The 17191-nt window shown below is 70.9% G+C and carries 20 protein-coding genes and 2 tRNA genes; 17 read left to right on the top strand and 5 right to left on the bottom strand.

Annotation, left to right across the window (positions count from 1 at the left end; genetic code table 11):
- The 8 genes from J4030_RS13880 to J4030_RS13845 form a co-directional block, all read left to right on the top strand.
- Positions 1-1837: DEAD/DEAH box helicase (locus J4030_RS13880; RefSeq protein ID WP_243763325.1), on the top strand; the 1837-nt coding region annotated here is incomplete at its 5' end.
- A 33-nt stretch (positions 1838-1870) separates the two neighbouring features.
- Positions 1871-2446: a YqgE/AlgH family protein gene (locus J4030_RS13875; RefSeq protein ID WP_208049814.1), complete on the top strand. Its 576-nt coding sequence runs from the start codon at positions 1871-1873 to the stop codon at positions 2444-2446.
- A gap of 56 nt (positions 2447-2502) precedes the next feature.
- Positions 2503-2823: a DUF3039 domain-containing protein gene (locus tag J4030_RS13870; RefSeq protein ID WP_208049813.1), complete on the top strand. Its 321-nt coding sequence runs from the start codon at positions 2503-2505 to the stop codon at positions 2821-2823.
- Between the two features lie 189 nt (positions 2824-3012).
- Positions 3013-4026 carry a DUF2382 domain-containing protein gene (locus tag J4030_RS13865; RefSeq protein ID WP_208049812.1) on the top strand — a complete coding sequence of 338 codons (1014 nt, stop codon included), beginning with the start codon at positions 3013-3015 and terminating at the stop codon, positions 4024-4026.
- Positions 4027-4178: 152 nt separating this feature from the next.
- Complete coding sequence (locus J4030_RS13860; RefSeq protein WP_208049811.1) at positions 4179-4514, top strand: hypothetical protein; 336 nt, start codon at positions 4179-4181, stop codon at positions 4512-4514.
- A 74-nt stretch (positions 4515-4588) separates the two neighbouring features.
- Complete coding sequence (locus J4030_RS13855; protein ID WP_208049810.1) at positions 4589-6325, top strand: DEAD/DEAH box helicase; 1737 nt, start codon at positions 4589-4591, stop codon at positions 6323-6325.
- Positions 6326-6409: 84 nt separating this feature from the next.
- On the top strand, positions 6410-6928 hold the full coding sequence (locus J4030_RS13850) for a PadR family transcriptional regulator (RefSeq protein ID WP_208049809.1): 519 nt from the start codon (positions 6410-6412) through the stop codon (positions 6926-6928).
- A 51-nt stretch (positions 6929-6979) separates the two neighbouring features.
- A complete protein-coding gene (locus J4030_RS13845) occupies positions 6980-7771 on the top strand; it encodes an RDD family protein (RefSeq protein WP_208049829.1) in 792 nt (263 codons plus the stop codon).
- A 10-nt stretch (positions 7772-7781) separates the two neighbouring features.
- Here J4030_RS13845 and J4030_RS13840 read toward each other — a convergent pair whose 3' ends face one another.
- Positions 7782-8588, bottom strand: a complete 807-nt coding sequence (locus J4030_RS13840) for a hypothetical protein (RefSeq protein WP_208049808.1) — start codon at positions 8586-8588, stop codon at positions 7782-7784.
- 207 nt (positions 8589-8795) lie between these two features.
- Here J4030_RS13840 and J4030_RS13835 point away from each other — a divergent pair, with 207 nt between their 5' ends.
- Positions 8796-9656 (top strand): universal stress protein, encoded by an 861-nt coding sequence (locus J4030_RS13835; protein ID WP_208049807.1) that lies wholly within the window; start codon positions 8796-8798, stop codon positions 9654-9656.
- 6 nt (positions 9657-9662) lie between these two features.
- Here J4030_RS13835 and J4030_RS13830 read toward each other — a convergent pair whose 3' ends face one another.
- Together J4030_RS13830 and J4030_RS13825 are read right to left on the bottom strand one after the other, a co-directional pair.
- On the bottom strand, positions 9663-10250 hold the full coding sequence (locus J4030_RS13830; protein WP_208049806.1) for an isochorismatase family protein: 588 nt from the start codon (positions 10248-10250) through the stop codon (positions 9663-9665).
- Positions 10247-11545 (bottom strand): nicotinate phosphoribosyltransferase, encoded by a 1299-nt coding sequence (locus J4030_RS13825; protein ID WP_208049805.1) that lies wholly within the window; start codon positions 11543-11545, stop codon positions 10247-10249. The genes J4030_RS13830 and J4030_RS13825 overlap by 4 nt, the downstream gene beginning before the upstream one ends.
- Positions 11546-11617: 72 nt before the next feature.
- Between J4030_RS13825 and clpS the strand changes: the two genes are divergently transcribed.
- The 7 genes from clpS (at position 11618) to J4030_RS13790 (ending at position 15114) form a co-directional block, all read left to right on the top strand.
- A complete protein-coding gene (gene clpS, locus J4030_RS13820) occupies positions 11618-11926 on the top strand; it encodes an ATP-dependent Clp protease adapter ClpS (protein ID WP_208049804.1) in 309 nt (102 codons plus the stop codon).
- The gene (locus J4030_RS13815; protein WP_208049803.1) at positions 11926-12507 is read left to right on the top strand and encodes a DUF2017 domain-containing protein; all 582 of its coding nucleotides are present in this window, start codon (positions 11926-11928) and stop codon (positions 12505-12507) included. The genes clpS and J4030_RS13815 overlap by 1 nt, the downstream gene beginning before the upstream one ends.
- 39 nt (positions 12508-12546) lie before the next feature.
- Positions 12547-14070 carry a glutamate--tRNA ligase gene (gltX, locus tag J4030_RS13810; protein ID WP_208049802.1) on the top strand — a complete coding sequence of 508 codons (1524 nt, stop codon included), beginning with the start codon at positions 12547-12549 and terminating at the stop codon, positions 14068-14070.
- Positions 14071-14096: 26 nt separating this feature from the next.
- Positions 14097-14501: a DUF3224 domain-containing protein gene (locus tag J4030_RS13805; protein ID WP_208049801.1), complete on the top strand. Its 405-nt coding sequence runs from the start codon at positions 14097-14099 to the stop codon at positions 14499-14501.
- Positions 14502-14618: 117 nt separating this feature from the next.
- A tRNA-Gln gene (locus J4030_RS13800) sits at positions 14619-14690 on the top strand.
- A gap of 1 nt (position 14691) precedes the next feature.
- A tRNA-Glu gene (locus J4030_RS13795) sits at positions 14692-14764 on the top strand.
- Positions 14765-14877: 113 nt separating this feature from the next.
- Positions 14878-15114, top strand: coding sequence for a hypothetical protein (locus J4030_RS13790; RefSeq protein WP_208049800.1), 237 nt, complete (start codon positions 14878-14880; stop codon positions 15112-15114).
- A 22-nt stretch (positions 15115-15136) separates the two neighbouring features.
- Here J4030_RS13790 and J4030_RS13785 read toward each other — a convergent pair whose 3' ends face one another.
- Entirely contained in the window at positions 15137-15772 is a 636-nt protein-coding gene (locus tag J4030_RS13785; RefSeq protein ID WP_208049799.1) for a MerR family transcriptional regulator, read from the bottom strand.
- 78 nt (positions 15773-15850) lie between these two features.
- Here J4030_RS13785 and J4030_RS13780 point away from each other — a divergent pair, with 78 nt between their 5' ends.
- Complete coding sequence (locus J4030_RS13780) at positions 15851-16357, top strand: DUF4188 domain-containing protein (RefSeq protein ID WP_208049798.1); 507 nt, start codon at positions 15851-15853, stop codon at positions 16355-16357.
- Here the strand turns inward: J4030_RS13780 and J4030_RS13775 are convergent, their stop codons facing one another.
- Positions 16358-17113, bottom strand: a complete 756-nt coding sequence (locus J4030_RS13775) for an IclR family transcriptional regulator (RefSeq protein ID WP_179479656.1) — start codon at positions 17111-17113, stop codon at positions 16358-16360.
- Positions 17114-17191: the final 78 nt, after the last annotated feature.

The following is a 17191-nucleotide window of genomic DNA, read 5'->3' as shown; positions in this document are numbered from 1 at the left end:
CGACCGCAGCGAGCCCCGTTCCTACGGCAACCGCGACGATCGGCCCAGCTACAAGCGCGACGACCGCGGCGGCGAGCGCCGCACCCCGAGCAACCGGGACGACCGGCCCGGCTACAACCGGGACAACCGCAGCGACCGCAGCGAGCCCCGTTCGTATGGCAACCGGGATGACCGCCCGTCGTACAACCGTGCCGACCGTGCCGACCGCGGCGAGCGCCGGACGCCGAGCAATCGCAGTGACCGGCCCAGCTACAACCGCGACGATCGCGGTGAGCGCCGCTCATCCGGCGACCGCGAGGACCGTCCGAGTTACAACCGCGGGCCCCGCGACGAGCACCGGTCCAGCCGCCCGCGCAGCGATGAGCGCACCTACCCACGCACCGACCACCGCTCAGAGCCGAAGGCAGATTCAGACGTGACCCAGCAGATCGCCCCCATCGACACCGCCCCGGCGGCTCCCGAGACGCCGGCGGTGCAGACGTCCGACGCCCCCAACGGGTTCGAGGCGCTGGGCCTGCCCGAGCCGCTCGTCCGCCGGCTGGCCCGCGACGGCATCACCACGCCGTTCCCGATCCAGGAGGCCACGATCCCGGACGCGCTCGCTGGGCGCGACGTGCTCGGCCGCGGCCGCACCGGTTCGGGCAAGACGCTGGCCTTCGGCCTGCCGGCCCTGACCCGACTCGCCCAGGGAGGCAAGGCGCGTCCGCAGTGCCCCCGCGCGATCGTGCTGGTGCCGACCCGTGAGCTCGCGATGCAGGTGAGCGACGCGCTGCAACCGCTGGTGCACGCCATCGGGCTGCACCACAAGCTCGTGGCTGGTGGCATGCCCTACGAGCCGCAGCTGCAGGCATTGGCGCGTGGCGTCGACCTGCTGATCGCGACCCCCGGTCGCCTGATGGACCTCATCGACCGCGGCGCGGCCGACCTGTCCCGGGTCGAGATCGCGGTGCTGGACGAGGCCGACCACATGGCCGAGATGGGATTCCTGGAGGACATCACCACGATCCTGGACGGCGTCCCCGCCGGCGGTCAGCGGCTGCTCTTCTCCGCGACCTTGGACCGCGGCATCGACACCGTCGTCGACCGCTACCTGATCGACCCGGTCACCCACTCCACTGACGACGGCACGGTGAGCATCTCCAACATGGCGCACCACGCGCTGCTCATCGAGCCGCGCGACAAGAAGATCGTCACGGCCGAGGTCGCCAACCGCGAAGGTCGCACCGTGGTGTTCTCCCGCACCAAGCTCGGCGCCGACCGCATCGCGAGCGAGCTGCGCGAGCAGGGCGTCCTGGCCGCCGCACTGCACGGCGGTCTGAACCAGGGTCAGCGCAACAAGGTCCTCAGCGCGTTCAAGGACGGCCGCATCCCCGTCCTCGTCGCGACGGACGTCGCCGCGCGCGGCATCCACGTCGACGACGTCGGTGTGGTGCTGCAGGTCGACCCGCCCGCCGACCACAAGGACTACCTGCACCGGGCCGGACGTACGGCGCGTGCGGGCGAGGCCGGCACCGTCGTCACCCTCGCCCTGCCGCACCAGCGCAAGGCCGTCACCCGCCTGCTGGAGCAGGCGGGTGTGGAGTCGGGTCTGCAGCGTGCCCGTCCGGGAGACGAGGTCATCCGGGCGACCGGTGGGCGCACCCCGCAGGAGCGCGCCATCTCCGACCAGGACCTGCACCGCATCCTCACCCCCAAGCGCGAGCCGGGGCGTGGCGGCGGCGGCCGAGGCGGTCCCAGCCGTGGCGGCAGCGGGCGTCCGGGCAACTACCGAGGCGGCCCCGGTGGCGGCTCCGGTCGTCGTAACGACGGGCCTTACCGAGGTCGGCCGAGGGGCTGACCCTCGACTCTCGCGCGGGGCAGAATGAGCGGCATGGACGATCTCACCGGTCGACTGCTCATCGCGTCCCCGCGCGAGGGTGTCGGCAGCGAGGACGACACGGACGTCGATGTCTTCGACCGCAGTGTGGTGCTCGTCCTTCACCACGACGACGACGGTGCGCACGGGCTGGTGCTCAACCGGCCCCTGGCTGCCGACGTCGACTCCGTTCTGCCCGGCTGGCAGGAGCACGTCAACGCGCCTCCGCTGATCTTCCAGGGCGGCCCGGTGTCGTTGGACACCGCGCTGGGTCTGGTGCGGATGCCGGGGACGACGGAGTCGGTGGGCATCAAGCGCTTGTTCGGGGCGGTCGGCCTGGTCGACCTCGATGCGCCGCCGCTGGTCGTCGTCCCCGAGGTCGCCGGTATCCGGATCTTCGCCGGGTACGCCGGGTGGTCCGGCGGGCAGCTCGAGGGTGAGATCGACACGGGATCCTGGTTCGTCGTCGACGCCGAGGCCGAGGACGCGTTCACCCTCCAGCCGGGCGACCTGTGGGCCAGGGTCCTGCGACGTCAGCGCGGCACGCTGCGCTTCCTCGCGTCGTACCCGCCGGATCCGTCGCTGAACTGACCGCGCGCTCGCGGTAGCAGCGGCGTCACCCGGGCGACGGAATCTACAATCCTGGGATGACGTCACCCCTGGATCGACCTGATACCCCGCCCAGCCCGCTCGAGCAGCCGAGCGGCCCGGGTACCTCCACATCGGTCCTGGAGCGCGAGGAAGTGGTCCACCAGGAGCAGGAGCCCGGTGACCACGAACGATTCGCGCACTACGTCCGCAAGGAGAAGATCCTGGAGAGCGCACTCTCCGGCGAGCCGGTCACGGCGTTGTGCGGGAAGGTGTGGGTTCCTGGCCGGGACCCCGAGAAGTTCCCAGTGTGCCCGACCTGCAAAGAGATCTACGAAGGCATTCGGCCCCCTCAGGACGGTGGCGAGGGCAGCAGCTGAAACTGCGTGCGATCTCGTCATAGGAGCTACCCGGATCCGGGCGAATCATGCGCCAAATCAACAATGAACGAGATTGAGTCGCTTTGCTGAGCCACCTGTTGACTCCGGTGTGGTAGTGCGTGACGGTGGGAGGTAGCTGGGTGCCGACGACGGCGTCCACGTCCACGAAATGTTGGAGGCTCGAACCTCATGGTGAGCACAGATCAGATCAAGGACATCCAGGGCGGCAAGGCACTGGGCAGCGACGGCAGCAAGATCGGCTCCATCAGCCACATCTACCTCGACGATCGGTCGGGGGAGCCCGAGTGGGCCACCGTGCACACCGGTCTCTTCGGCACGTCCGAGACCTTCATTCCGTTGCACGACGCCCAGGTCGAGGGCAAGGACGTGAAGTTCCCCTACACCAAGGACAAGGTGAAGGACGCCCCCCGCGTCGACGCTGACCAGCACCTGGACGTCGACCAGGAGCAGGAGCTCTACAAGTACTACGGAGTCTCCTACGACGGTGATGACTCGGCCCGAGGCGACAACGCGAGTTCCGATCGGGGTCGCGACACCGCAGCAGGCACGGCAGCCGCCGGCACGGCAGCGGCCGGCACGGCTGCCGCGGGTACCGCCGCCGTCGCGGGTGGGCGCAGCCAGGGCGGCGACGGTCGAGCGACCGAGGGCGCCGACAACGCCTCGACCGACCGCGAGGCGGCCCTTGCGGGCGGCCCGACCACGGATCGCACCGACGACCATCACCGAGGCGAGGCGGCGGCGGTCGCCGACGACACGTCCCGCAGCGGTGGGGTCGCGGGTGACACCTCGCGTGCGGCGGCCGTGGGTGGCAACGAGACGGTCACGCGCTACGAGGAGCAGTTGCACGTCGGCACCGAGACCCGCGAGTCGGGCCGGGCACGGTTGCGCAAGTACGTGACCACCGAGGAGCAGACGGTCACCGTGCCGGTCTCGCACGAGGAGGTGCACGTCGAGCGCGTACCCGTCGCCGAGGGCACCGCCGCGACCGGTGACGCCTTCCAGGAGTCCGAACAGGAGGTGACCCTGCACGAAGAGGTGCCGGTCGTCACCAAGGAGGCCCATGCGGTCGAGGGCGTCCGGCTCACGACCGAGCAGGTTCGCGAGGACAGGCAGGTCACCGAGCAGGTCCGCAAGGAGCACATCGAGGTCGACGGCAAGGACATCGGCGAGACCGACAAGTGATCCCAGGGCTGCCCGGACGGGCGGCACCCGCGACGACGGCCCGGTGCATCAGCGCCGGGCCGTCGTTCCATTGACAGCACGGTGCCCGAGGGGGACTGTGAGCCCAGCGACGGGCCAACGAGGCCACGGCGCCCTTCTGCGGAGGTATGACCATGAGCGGTTCGGACCAGATGCCCGACGACGTCGAGGAGGCCGACGGCGGTCGGCGGGCCCACCCGGGTGGGACTGCCGCGTCGGGGGAGCAGAGCGACGGGGGCGGCACGCAGGAGCAGGGCGACACCCGGCACAGCGGGTACGCGCCCACCGACACCGATGCTCCCGAGGTGGCCGCGGCCGACGACACGGGCACCCCCGGTGGCACCGCGGCCAGCGGGGTGCAGAGCGAGGGCGGAGGCACCGTCGCAGCGGGCGGCCGCCGTCACAGCGGATGGGGACCCACCGACGGCGAGACTGCGGACCAGGACGCCGACGGCACCGATCCCGAGTGAAGCACTGAGGGGTTCGACGCGCCGGCGCGGGGCCGGTCAGGATCGTCGGCGGTCCTGGTTAGGGTTGTCGCCATATGAGTACCTCCGCCGCCTCGCACCTTTCACCGGCCTTCCCGGAGCGAGCGGCCTGGGGGACTGCGCACAAGCTGCGGGCCTGGCAGGCGGCGGCGCTGCAGAAGTACTTCGACGAGCAACCACGTGACTTCCTGGCTGTCGCCACCCCCGGCGCCGGCAAGACGACCTACGCGCTGCGGCTGGCGACCGAGTTGCTCGACCGCGGCATCGTCGCGCAGATCACCATCGTCGCGCCCACGGAGCACCTGAAGACCCAGTGGGCGGATGCCGCGGGCCGCGTCGGCATCCAGATCGACCCGCGATTCACCAACAGCCAGCAGGAGCACGCCTCCAGCTATCACGGGATCGCCGTGACCTACGCGGGCGTCGCCAGCCGGCCCGCGCTGCACCGGGCGCGGACGGCCGCCCGGCCCACGCTGGTGATCCTCGACGAGATCCACCACGGCGGCGACAACAAGTCGTGGGGCGATGCGATCCGGGAGGCGTTCGAGCCCGCCGTACGTCGGGTGGCCCTCACCGGAACGCCGTTCCGCTCCGACACCAGCCCCATCCCGTTCGTGCGGTACGAAGCGGGTGCCGACGGCATCCGACGCTCGGCCAGCGACTACTCCTACGGGTACGCCGAGGCGTTGCGCGACGGCGTGGTCCGCCCGGTCATCTTCATGGCGTACGGCGGCGCGATGCGGTGGCGCACCAGGGCCGGCGACGAGGTCGCCGCCAGATTGGGCGAGCCGCTCACCAAGGACCTCACCGCCTCGGCCTGGCGCACCGCACTGGATCCCGGCGGCGAATGGATCCCTTCGGTGCTGCGCGCCGCCGACACCCGACTGACCCAGGTGCGCCGACACGTGCCGGACGCCGGCGGTCTGGTGATCGCCTCCGACCAGACCAACGCGCGCGCCTACGCCCGGGTCCTCGCCGCGATCACGGGTGAGCAACCGGTCGTCGTGCTGTCCGACGACTCCGGTTCCTCCAGCCGTATCGAGGAGTTCGCGCAGGGCGAGCAACGCTGGATGGTCGCGGTCCGGATGGTGTCCGAGGGCGTGGACGTGCCCCGGATGTGCGTCGGGGTCTACGCCACCTCGGCTGCGACGCCCCTCTACTTCGCGCAAGCCGTCGGACGCTTCGTGCGAGCGCGCCGCCGGGGCGAGACCGCGAGCATCTTCCTGCCCAGCGTGCCCAACGTGCTGCAGCTCGCGGCCCGGCTGGAGGAGTCCCGCGACCACGCGCTGGACCGTCCGCGCACCGATGCCGACGACGGCCTGTGGAGCGAGGAGGAGGACCTGCTCGCCGCCGCCAACGCGAGCGAGCCCGTCCAGTCCGGCCAGGGCAGCTTCGAGGCGTTGGAATCGGACGCGGAGTTCGACCACGTGCTCTTCGACGCGCAGCAGTTCGGTCTCGGCGCGGCGCCCGGCAGCGCCGACGAGCAGGAGTACCTGGGGCTGCCGGGTCTGCTGGAGCCGGACCAGGTCACCCACCTGTTGCGGCAGCGGCAGGAACGCCAGGTGGGTGCCCAGCCGCCGGTGCCGGTCGCGGCACACCGGGCCCTCGCGGCACAGCGCAAGGAGCTCAACTCCCTGGTGTCCGCCTACGCCCGCAAGACCGGCGAGCCGCACGCGAAGCTGCACAGCGAGTTGCGCAGGGTCTGCGGGGGGCCGTCCCTGGACCGCGCGTCGACGGACGAGGTGGGTGCTCGGATCGACGCCGTACGACGTTGGTTCGTCGGTCGCCGTTGACCCCTGTATCCGGGTGCGGTAGTGCGGAATTCACCGACCGCGTAGCCACCGTGGGCAGGTGTGTGCTCGTTAAAATTTCGGATTATGCCGATCACCCGTCTGACCACCGCGTCGTACCTCGTGCTGGGGCTCGTCCGGCATCTGGGGACCGCGAGCCCGTATGACGTCAAGCAGGCCGTCGCCGGCACCATCGGGCCCTTCTGGGCGCTGCCGCACGCTCAGGTCTACGTCCAGTGCGACAAACTCGTCGCGGCCGGCCTGCTCGCCCAGTCCCAGGAGAAGTCCGGTCGTCAGCGCCGCACCCTGTCACTGACCGACGAGGGTCATGAGGCACTTACCGAGTGGCTGCACGACGACACGTTCGTCCCCGTGGAGGCCCGGGATCTGGGCCTGCTCAAGCTGTTCTTCGGTGGCTCGCCCGAGGTGCTGGCGCCCACTCAGATCAACGAGCACCGCCGGTCCCTCAAGGGGTACGAGCACCTTGCGGCCGTTGGCGGGGAACACCTCCCGCAGGGACCGTCCGGCGCGCTCACGTTCGGCCTGCAGTACGAGCGCTGGATGATCCAGTTCTGGACAGACCAGCTGCAGAAACAGTCCTCCTGACCGGCCCAGGGCGGCGTCGGTCGCCCTGGGTGCGGTGAGAGGATCGTGAACATGACGCAGCGCCCGTCCGGCTGGTACGAGGACCCCGACGATCCCGACCAGCTTCGGTACTGGGACGGCATCCTGTGGTCGCCCCGCCGGATGCCGAAGGTCAAACCCGGACTGGAGCGGTCCGGTCCCGTCCCGGTGGCCGCGGGACGGCCCGACGACGGACCCCACCGCGGCGGCACCCTGCGTCCGACGCCACGTCCGCAGGCGGATCCGTGGCGCAAGGAGCCCCCGCACCAGCAGGCGCCGACGACACCCGACGGCGACGTCCTGGCCGGGTGGTGGCGCCGGGGCGGTGCGGTCATCATCGACTTCGTGCTGACGTCGCTGGTCAGCGCGCTCGTGGCGTTCCCGTGGACCCTGGACAGGGCGCGGCAGACCTCCGATTACTTCCACACCCTGACGACGTGGCGCGGGTCCGGCCCGAGCCCCCAGGTGCCCTACAACCTCGCCCATCCGCCCTGGCAGATCTTCGTGGCGAACATCGCCGTCTACGCGCTCTACGAGGTCGGGATGACGGTGTGGCGCGGGCAGACCGTCGGCAAGATCGTCACGGGCATCCGGGTACGACGGACGGCGTCGGCCGGATCGCCCGGCCTCGCCGCCGCGGTCAATCGCTTCCTCGTCAAGTGCGTCTACGTGCTCGTGAGCTTCGTGCCGGCGCTGTCGTGGATCGCGGCGGCGTTCGCGCTCGTGGACTACCTGTGGCCGCTGCGTGATCCGGCCCGGCGGGCCCTGCACGACATCTCGGCGGGGACCTACGTGGTCCGCACCCGGAGCCGCATCCCGCGCTGAGGGCGACCTCTCAGCTGGACGCCGACTCGGTGAGGGCGAGGGAGTTCAGGTCCTGCACGGCGGTGTGCACGTCGGCGTAGCTGACCGACCGGAACACCCGCCGGATCTCCAGCGCCTTGTCCTCGGTGATGCCCCGGATGTGGGTCAGCACCAGGTCGCGGTCGTCCTGCTGCAGCACGGCGGTCAGGTCCTGCACGCTGCGTTCGCGCAGTGCGAGCTTGGTGGCGAGGAGCATGTTCAGCATGCCCGGTCCGTGGCGATCGGTCTCACCGGTGATCGCGCCCCCGAGACCACCGGCCAGATGGAACGCGACCGACCGGGTGGCGCACCCGCGGACGAACGCCGCGAGCTCGGCGCTGCCGGCCGCGTGCTCGCCGCCGCTGCGGATCCCCGCCCGGATCATCGGACCGCTCCCGCTGAACTCGTCGAGGGCGTCCAGCCCGGCGCCGCCCGCGGGGAGCCGCACGACCACGGGGACCAGCAGGTTGAGGGCCTCGCGCCACTTCGGGGAGTACGGCACGTGCAGGCCGACGAGTTCATGCCGGCGGTGGGCGCTGACCAGTTCGGCGGTGTCGACGAACTGATCGATATCGTCGGCCAGTCCCGCGACGATCGTGATCCGCAGCGCGCCCTTCGTCGAGAGTGCCGGACGCACCATCCGCGGGGGCAGCAGCAGGGACCCGACGTACGTCGCGTCCGGTGTGCCGACCCGTCGGGCACGGCCCTCGAGCGTCTCCTGCAGGGTGGCGCCGACAAGCGCCGAGGCATCGTCGAAGAGGCCGGCGAAGAGCGGCTCCGGGGGCACCATCACGGACATGGGGCTAACCGTATGCCGCCTGAGTGCGGCCTGGTACTCGGGTGGTGCGGGGTGTGCGGGACTACCATTCAGGTGGCTCTCCGATGCCGTGCAGGGCAATTCCAGGCGGCGCTCCTAGCGTCGAGGTCACGCGGGCAGCGGGTCCGCCGGCGGCCACCTCCGCGTGCGGCCGTCATGAGGCACATGTGCTCCGACGGAGGTCCTACCGTGGACGACAACCAGTACCGGATCGTGGCGGGTGTCGACTCCTCGCATGCCTCCACGACGGCCGTGGAGTGGGCGGCTCGGGCCGCGGCGGCCCGGCAGGGGAGCCTGCGGCTGCTGCACGGGTTCAGCCCGGACCAGTCGAGTTTCGCGTTCGGCATGGACACCGATGCCGACGCGATCCGCACCTCGGGGGAGAGGCTGCTGGCGCGCCTGGCCGCCCACGTCCATGCGACGCAGGACGCGGTGCCGGTCACGACGTCACAGTCCGACGACTACCCGGCCAAGGCTCTGGTCCGCGCCAGCCTGGCGGCGGACCTGGTCGTGCTCGGCGCGCACGGCGACTCCCAGCTCGGCCTGGCGTCGGTCGGTCAGACCGCTGCGCAGGTCGCGAGCCACGCCTCGGTGCCGGTGACGATCGTGCGCGGCGCGTCGGGCGAGCAGCACCCGTTCGGCCGCATCACCGTCGGCCTGGACCCGTCCGAGGATGCCCGGAGGGCACTGGACTGGGCCATCGAGGAAGCGGCGCGCAGCGGCGCGGAGCTGCTCGCCCTGCACGCCTGGCAGCCCCACGACGCCGACGACCCGCATCTGCGCAAATCCGACTGGGCGGCGTACGCGCGCCAGGTCGAGGAGCGGGTGCAGGAGTGGGTCGAACCGCAGCGTCGGGCGCACAGCGACGTAAAGGTGCAGGTGCAGGTGGAGCGGGCCAACCCGAGCAGGGCCCTCACGATCAGCTCGCGCTCCAGTGACCTCGTGGTCGTCGGTGCGCGCGGATCGGGCGGTTTCGAGGGGCTGCGGCTCGGCCGGGTCTCTCGCGACCTGCTCGGGCACGCCGCTTGTTCGTTGACGATCGTGCGCTGACCCGGCTCAGCGGGCCTCGGTGGTCCGGACACCCGCGGCGGCGAACTCGTCGTACGCGCTGCGGGTGCTCTCCGGTGCGACTCCGGCGACGAGATCCCGCAGGACGGTCGTGTCCAGCCCCTCCCGCGCGGCGTCCAGGGCCGTCGCGCGCACGCAGTAGTCGGTCGCCAGGCCGCACACGTCGACCGCGGTGATGTCGCGCTGCTTCAACCAGTCGGCCAGCAGGGTGCCGGTCGCGTCGACACCCTCGAATCCGCTGTAGGCAGCGTGGTGTTCGCCCTTGCGGAAGGTCGCGTCGAGCGAACCCAGGGCGGGCTCGAACGCCGGGTGGAACTGCGCACCACCGGTGCCTACCTCGCAGTGCACCGGCCAGGACGCGCTGAAATCCGGATCGCTGGACCAGTGCGCGCCGGGGTCGATGTGCCAGTCGGCGGTGGCCACGATCGCGGCGTACCTGCTCGCCTGCGCCTTGATCCACGCGGCGATGCGGGCGGCGACGGCGCCCCCACCGGTCACTGGCAGCGAGCCCCCCTCGCAGAAGTCGTTCTGCACGTCGACGACGATCAGTGCCCGTCGGGCGCCCGCGTCGCTCATGCGTGGTCCTCGTAGATCGTCGGGATGACGGGTTCACCGCGGGACAGCTGGGTGGCAGCGGGCGGCAGTTCGGCACGGGAGGCGGCGTGCCGGTCCCGTGCCGTGGGCAGGTCGTCCTTGTAGACGCGCTCACCGTCCACGATCAGATCGACCATCAGCGGCCGGTCGTCGCCGTCGTTGTGGGGCCGGTCGCCCAGCCCGATGACCTCGGCCTGCGCGACCCCGTCCGGCGACATGCGGCGCATCGCGTACTTGCGCCCGGCCACCGACGCCTTGTCCTTGGACTTCTTCGCTACGCCGATCAGCTCACCGTGCTCGTCCTCGTGCGCGACCAGCTTGTAGACCATGCCGGCGGTGGGCGCGCCCGAGCCCGTGACCAGGCTGGTGCCGACACCGTACATGTCGACCGGGGCGGCCCGCAGGGTGGCGATCGCGAACTCGTCCAGGTCGGAGGTCACCACGATCCGGGTGTCACGCGCCCCCAGGGCATCCAGCTGCTCCCGCACCGCGTGCGCGCCGACGACCAGGTCACCGGAGTCGATGCGGACCGCGCCGAGCCCGGTGCCGGCCGCCGCGACGGCAGCGCGGACGCCCTCGGGGATGTCGAAGGTGTCGACCAGCAGCGTGGTGTCGGAGCCCAGGCTCGCCACCTGCGCCTCGAACGCCGCCCGCTCGGTGTCGTGCAGCAGGGTGAACGCGTGCGCGGCGGTGCCGGCCGTCGGGACGCCGTACCGCTGTCCGGCCGCCAGGTTGGAGGTGGTGGAGAAGCCGGCGATGTACGCCGCCCGCGCGGCGGCCACGGCCGCCTCCTCGTGGGTGCGCCGCGAGCCCATCTCGATGCACGGCCGCTCGCCCGCGGCACCGGTCATCCGGGACGCCGCCGCCGCGATCGCACTGTCGTGATTGAGGATCGAGAGTGCGAGCGTCTCGAGGATCACTCCCTCGGCGAAGCTCGCCTCGACCACCAGCACCGGAGATCCGGGGAACTGGATCTCGCCCTCGGCGTACCCGGTGATGGTGCCGGAGAAGCGGTAGCCGGCCAGCCAGTCCAGGGTTGTCTCATCGACGACCCGGCGTTCGCGCAGCGACTCGATCTGCTCCTCGCCGAAGCGGAAGTCGGCGAGGGCGTCGAGCAGGCGTCCGGTGCCGGCGACCACGCCGTACCTGCGACCCTCTGGCAGCCGGCGCGCGAAGACCTCGAAGACGCTGCGCCGGTGTGCGGCGCCGCTCGCGAGGGCCGCCTGCACCATCGTCAGCTCGTAGTGGTCGGTCAGCAGTGCTGTCGATCCGGTCACAGTCGCCGAGTCTAGGGGTGCGCCGCCGCCGGCGGTTCGGAGTGGTTCGCGGCTGCGCCTACCCTGGGAGCCATGTCCGTGGCCCCTCCCGAGCACGCCCTGCCGGACGTCGATCCGGACCTCGAGGCGGATCTGCGGGCCGGGCTCGATCGGCCCTGGGTCACCATCGTCTGGAACGACCCGGTCAACCTGATGTCGTACGTGTCGTGGGTCTTTCGTACCCACTTCGGCTACTCCGACGCGAAGGCGAACCAGCTGATGATCGCTGTGCACGAGGAGGGCCGCGCCGTGGTGTCCACCGGGCCCCGGGAGCAGATGGAGTCCGACACCGAGGCGATGCACACCTACGGCCTGTGGGCGACCCTGCAGAAGGACGATTGATGGCAGAGGCCTTCCGGCGCAAGGGTGCCCGGTACGTCGGCAAGTTCGATCAGGAGGAGCGCGAGGTCGTCGTCCACCTGCTCTCGCAGGTGCGGGAGTTGGTGACCCTGGACGAAGCACCGGCCACCGGTGATCCGATCCGCGATCTGCTGGACGGCCTCGGTCGCGAGCCCGCGTCGCCGCAGGAGATCGCGGGTCGGGATCCGGCACTGCGCCGGCTCCTGCCGCAGGCGAGCCGGGACGACGACGCCCTCGCACAGGACTTCCGGGCGCTCGCTGAGCACGACATCCGCCGCGCCAAGGCTGCGAACCTGGCGATCGCCATCCATGCGCTGTCCTTCGAGGGCGGCTCGCGGGTGGAGCTGGACCAGCGGCAGGCGCAGGCCCTGATGATCGCCGTGGGCGATGTGCGGCTGATGCTGGGGGAGCGGCTAGAGCTGCGCACCGACGAGGACGCAGAGCGGCTGCAGGAGGTGTTCGATGAGGGCACCGAGCACGACGGCGAACGGCGGCTGCTCGCGGCGTACTACGAGTTCCTGACCTGGATGCAGGAGTCGCTGGCGCTCACGCTCACTGCCTGAGGATCGCCGCGCGGGGCGCTACTAGGATCGGTGGCCATCATGACTGCAACTCCCTCTTCGTCCCCCGTCCGGCTGCGCGTCGCGCCCTCACCGACCGGGGATCCACACGTCGGCACGGCGTACATGGCGATGTTCGACCTTGCCTTCGCCCGCCAGCAGGGCGGCACCTTCATCCTGCGCGTCGAGGACACCGACCGCGCGCGGTTCCAGGAGGACAGCGAACAGCAGTTGTACGACACCCTGCACTGGCTGGGTCTCACCTGGGACGAGGGGCCGGACATCGGCGGTCCGCATGCGCCGTACCGGCAGTCCGAGCGGCTGGACACCTACCGCCCGTACGCCGAGCGGCTGCTGGCCGACGGTCACGCCTACCTGTGCTGGTGCTCGACCGAGCGGCTGACCGCCATGCGCGAGATGCAGCAGAAGACCAAGCAGCCCACCGGATACGACCGGATGTGCCACGGCAAGACCCGTGAGGAGCGCGCGCAGCTGCCCGGTTTCAGCGAGACGCCGGTGGTGCGGATGTTCATCCCCGACGACGTGCAGCTGACCTGGGACGACCTGGTGATGGGGCAGACGAGTGCACCCCGCCCGGACGACCAGGTGATCGTGAAGGCCGACGGGTTCCCCACCTACCACCTCGCCGTCGTCGTCGACGATCACGAGATGGGCATCAGCCACGTGGTGCGCGGCCAGGAGTGGATCTCCAGCACCCCGAAGCACCTGCTCCTCTACACGTGGCTCGGACTGACGCCGCCGGCGTTCGCGCACATGCCGCTGCTGCGCGACGAGAAGAAGGCCAAGATCTCCAAGCGCAAGAGCCCGTGGGCGAAGCTCACGTGGTTCCGCGACGAGGGGTACCTGCCTGAGGCGCTGGTCAACTTCCTTGCGCTGCTCGGCTATCCACCGATCCTGGAGGCCGACGGCACGGAGCGCGAGGTCTTCGACTTCCAGGAGTTCTCCCAGGGTTTCGCCTGGTCGAAGATCAACAAGGCCGGCTCCGTCTTCAACCTCGAGAAGCTGAACTGGCTCAACGGTCACTACCTGCGCGAGCTCGACACCGACGACTTCGCGGCTCGGCTGCTGCCCTTCCTGCAGCGCGACGGGGTGCTCTCGGGCAACCCGACGCTGCCCGAGCTCGGTCGGCTGCAGCGCGTCGCGGAGCTGGTGCAGACCCGCATCGTGCTGCTGAAGGACGCCACCCCGCTCGTGGCGCCGTTCTACGTCGCTGACGACGACCTGCCGATCGCCGACGACGCGCGCGCGCAGCTCAAGGAGGGCGCGGCCGACGTCCTGGACGCGGCCGTCGCCGCCCTGGAGCCGATCAGCGGCTCCGTCGGGCTGCCCGACGGCAGCGGCATCGAGTGGACCCACGACCGCATCGAGGCAGCGCTGCGGGCGGCCATCGTCGAGGGATTGGGGGTCAAGCCGAAGCTGGCCTTCGGTCCCCTGCGTACGGCGGTCTCCGGCCAGCGCATCTCCCCGCCGCTCTTCGAGTCGATGGAGATCCTCGGCAAGGCCTCGGTGCTCGCCCGGCTGAAGCGGCTGCGCGCCTCGCTCTGAGCAGTCCGCGGGCCTACGCTGCCCGGATGGGAGATGCATCACGCCGGACGGCGAGCGGGTCCTTCGAGATCGCGATGACACCGGGGGAGGGCGATGACACTCCGGGGGTGGGCCGGTGGACGTTCGAGAAGACCTTCGCCGGCGACCTGGCGGGCACGTCGCGGGGTCAGATGCTCGGTGCGGGTGACCCCGCGACCGGGTGCGCCGGGTACGTCGTGATCGAGATGGTGCGGGCCCGGCTGGACGGCCTGCAGGGCGGATTCGCGCTGCAGCACTTCGGGATCATGGATGTCGGCGACTTGCGCCAGCAGATCGAGATCGTGCCCGGCACCGGTCTGGAGGACCTCGTAGGCATCGCCGGCACCCTCACGATCACCCAGGACGATGCGGGTGGGCACCGCTACGAACTCACGTACGCGCTGCCCGGTTGACCCCGGCCGAGGTCTCCCAGGGCTCTCGATTTGGGCCGAGATGCCCCAGGCAGTAAGGTTTCTCCTCGGTTCACGTACACGGCAGGTCCTCGGACTCTGGCGAGCGTGATACCCCCATGGGGTATGGTGTAATTGGCAGCACGACTGGTTCTGGTCCAGTTAGTCTAGGTTCGAGTCCTGGTACCCCAGCGGCCCCGTTGTGTAGCGGCCTAGCACGCCGCCCTCTCAAGGCGGTAGCGCGGGTTCGAATCCCGTCGGGGCTACGTAGGTAGCGAGAAGAGCGGTTCCCAGCATGCTGGGGACCGCTCTTTCTGCATGTGCGGCACGCGTCGGTCAGGATTCGAGAAGCGGATCGAGCCGCATCGTCCCTATCGTCATGAAATCGATGACCTGCGACCAGTTGGCCGGTCCGTGTGATCTGCGCCACCGCGGCAAGAGCGCGGACGTCGTCATCAAGGCACAGGACGCGCACCTGCGAGAGGTGGTCGCCGCCGGCGACGCCACGCACCAGGCGGCCCTGGACGCGATGGACGGGCGCTGGAAGCACCCCGTCGCGGGTATGAAGTGGTACCGGAAGGCCAAGCGCGATTTTGCGGCGCTGCCCGACGAATAGCCCTCCGCTCCCGCCGGGTGGCTCAGGTCGGCGGCGCGCTGAGCGAGGTGACGGCCTCGTGCTGCTGGGCCAGGCGGCGCAGGGTGGCCAGCACCGGGTCGATCAACGCCGTGCCGACGACCACCTGGCGCAGCGCCCCGACCGGGTCGTCCGGCACCGTCGCCAGATCTGCCTGCGCGGCCAGCCGAGCCGATTCGGCCCACCGGCGCAGGCTGTCCGGCATCCGGCGTACGCCGCCCTGCTCGGCGGCCCGCAGCTGCCCGGCGAGGCGGGTGATGAGCGGGCTGCCCGGGTCGATCCGCCACCCGAGTTCGGCCATCAGCTCGTGCGCCTGCTGGCTCCACGCGTCCGACGCATCGTCGGGGCGGTCGTCCTGCTCGTGGGGGGAGTTCGATGCGAGCTGCACCTGCCCGAGGAACTGTGTCCAGTCCGCGGGCTGCTGCTCGAGGACCGCGAGCACTGCACGGACCGCCGCCAGGTCCAGGCCCGCGGACTCGGTGAGCGCGCGCACGAGGCGCGTGCGCTCGACGTGCGAGTCGTCGTAACTGGCCTGGGTGCGGTTCAGCGACTGCCCAGGATGCAGCAGACCGTCGCGCAGATAGAACTTCAGCGTCGGGACCGGGACATCGGTCCGTCGGGCGAGTTCGGAGATCTTCATGACTCCTCCTTGACATTGGATAGTAGCAATCGCCAATATTGGTGAGTCGCACTATCCAATACCGTCGAGGGAGCAGGCATGACACCTCAGCTGACCACCCACGCACATGACGGCGATCTCGCCGTCTTCCTCATCGGGATGCGGATCAACAAGATCCACCGCCCGGACGCCTGGCTCCCGGTGGTATCGGCGATGCCGAGGATGCTCACCGAGCTCTACACGAACAAGGCCCGTGCCGAGGCCGGGCAGGAGGAGTGGCTCGGGTTCTACGACGCGCGCACGCTCGCCGGCGTGCGCGGGCCGACGGTCGTGCAGTACTGGCGCAGCGTGCAGGACATCTACGCCTACGCGGGCGAGGAGTCGAGGGCGCACCGTCCGGCCTGGAAGGCGTACTACGCCCGGGCACGCTCAGCGCAGGGCGCGGTGGGTATCTGGCACGAGACGTTCGCCGTGCCGGCGGGCTCGCACGAGAGCCTCTACGGCGACATGCCGCCGTACGGGCTGGCGCGCGCTACCGGAGTGGTGCCCGCCTCCCGCAAGGGGCGCACAGCCAAGGAGCGGCTGACCGCGTCCGTCGCGCGCTGATCAGGCGGGTTGCTCGGTGCGCCGGGCGCCACCTTGCTGGGCGTGCGCCCGCGCGAGGACCTCGGTGAGCTTGTTGGCGCCGGCCACCACGGTCGCGGCGTGCAGCCGGCCCGGCTGGCGGGACACCCGCTCGATGGGGCCGGAGATCGACACCGCGGCGATGACGCGGCCCGACGGGCTGCGCACCGGTGCGGACACCGATGCCACGCCCTGCTCGCGCTCGCCGACGCTCTGGGACCAGCCGCGCCGGCGTACGGCGGACAGCATGGTGGCCGTGAAGCGCGCGCCCTGCAGTCCGCGGTGCAGCCGGTCCGGCTCCTCCCAGGCGAGCAGCACCTGCGCGGCCGAGCCGGCGTGCATGGACAGCGTGGATCCCACGGGGATGGAGTCGCGCAGCCCGACCGGGCGGTCCGCGGCGGCCACGCAGATGCGCTGGTCGCCCTGGCGGCGGAAGAGCTGGGCGCTCTCGCTGGTGTGGTCGCGCAACGCGCCCAGCACCGGGCCCGCGGCCGCCAGCAGCCGGTCCTCACCGGCCGCCGATGCGAGCTCGCCGAGGCGCGGGCCGAGCACGAAACGGCCCTGCAGATCGCGCGTGACCAGTCGGTGATGCTCGAGTGCGACCGCGAGGCGATGCGCCGTGGGGCGGGCCAGTCCGGTGTGCGCCACGAGCTGCGCGAGGGTGCAGGGCCCCGCCTCGAGGGCCGCGAGCACGATCGCCGCCTTGTCCAGTACGCCGACGCCGCTAGAGTCGTCCATGCACTGATATTGGCGTCTCAGCAAGCGAGACGCAAGCTCGCCGCACCAGAGGTGGCGAGACGCTGCTCACATCGCAGC

It is taken from the genome of Allobranchiibius sp. CTAmp26, assembly GCF_017565405.1.
In the GTDB taxonomy this organism is placed as follows: domain Bacteria; phylum Actinomycetota; class Actinomycetes; order Actinomycetales; family Dermatophilaceae; genus Allobranchiibius.
Note: the sequence above shows the minus strand (reverse complement) of the source record. Positions and strands in the feature narration are given on the sequence as shown.

Bases quoted from the DNA above. Each gene is read 5' to 3' on its own strand.
- gltX (WP_208049802.1), top strand. From the start codon at position 12,547: ATGACTGCAACTCCCTCTTCGTCCCCCGTCCGGCTGCGCGTCGCGCCC.
- clpS (WP_208049804.1), top strand. From the start codon at position 11,618: ATGTCCGTGGCCCCTCCCGAGCACGCCCTGCCGGACGTCGATCCGGAC.
- J4030_RS13790 (WP_208049800.1), top strand. From the start codon at position 14,878: ATGAAATCGATGACCTGCGACCAGTTGGCCGGTCCGTGTGATCTGCGC.
- J4030_RS13845 (WP_208049829.1), top strand. From the start codon at position 6,980: ATGACGCAGCGCCCGTCCGGCTGGTACGAGGACCCCGACGATCCCGAC.
- J4030_RS13780 (WP_208049798.1), top strand. From the start codon at position 15,851: ATGACACCTCAGCTGACCACCCACGCACATGACGGCGATCTCGCCGTC.
- J4030_RS13805 (WP_208049801.1), top strand. From the start codon at position 14,097: ATGGGAGATGCATCACGCCGGACGGCGAGCGGGTCCTTCGAGATCGCG.
- J4030_RS13860 (WP_208049811.1), top strand. From the start codon at position 4,179: ATGAGCGGTTCGGACCAGATGCCCGACGACGTCGAGGAGGCCGACGGC.
- J4030_RS13840 (WP_208049808.1), bottom strand. From the start codon at position 8,588: ATGTCCGTGATGGTGCCCCCGGAGCCGCTCTTCGCCGGCCTCTTCGAC.
- J4030_RS13830 (WP_208049806.1), bottom strand. From the start codon at position 10,250: ATGAGCGACGCGGGCGCCCGACGGGCACTGATCGTCGTCGACGTGCAG.
- J4030_RS13850 (WP_208049809.1), top strand. From the start codon at position 6,410: ATGCCGATCACCCGTCTGACCACCGCGTCGTACCTCGTGCTGGGGCTC.
- J4030_RS13875 (WP_208049814.1), top strand. From the start codon at position 1,871: ATGGACGATCTCACCGGTCGACTGCTCATCGCGTCCCCGCGCGAGGGT.
- J4030_RS13785 (WP_208049799.1), bottom strand. From the start codon at position 15,772: ATGAAGATCTCCGAACTCGCCCGACGGACCGATGTCCCGGTCCCGACG.
- J4030_RS13870 (WP_208049813.1), top strand. From the start codon at position 2,503: ATGACGTCACCCCTGGATCGACCTGATACCCCGCCCAGCCCGCTCGAG.
- J4030_RS13815 (WP_208049803.1), top strand. From the start codon at position 11,926: ATGGCAGAGGCCTTCCGGCGCAAGGGTGCCCGGTACGTCGGCAAGTTC.
- J4030_RS13865 (WP_208049812.1), top strand. From the start codon at position 3,013: ATGGTGAGCACAGATCAGATCAAGGACATCCAGGGCGGCAAGGCACTG.
- J4030_RS13775 (WP_179479656.1), bottom strand. From the start codon at position 17,113: ATGGACGACTCTAGCGGCGTCGGCGTACTGGACAAGGCGGCGATCGTG.
- J4030_RS13855 (WP_208049810.1), top strand. From the start codon at position 4,589: ATGAGTACCTCCGCCGCCTCGCACCTTTCACCGGCCTTCCCGGAGCGA.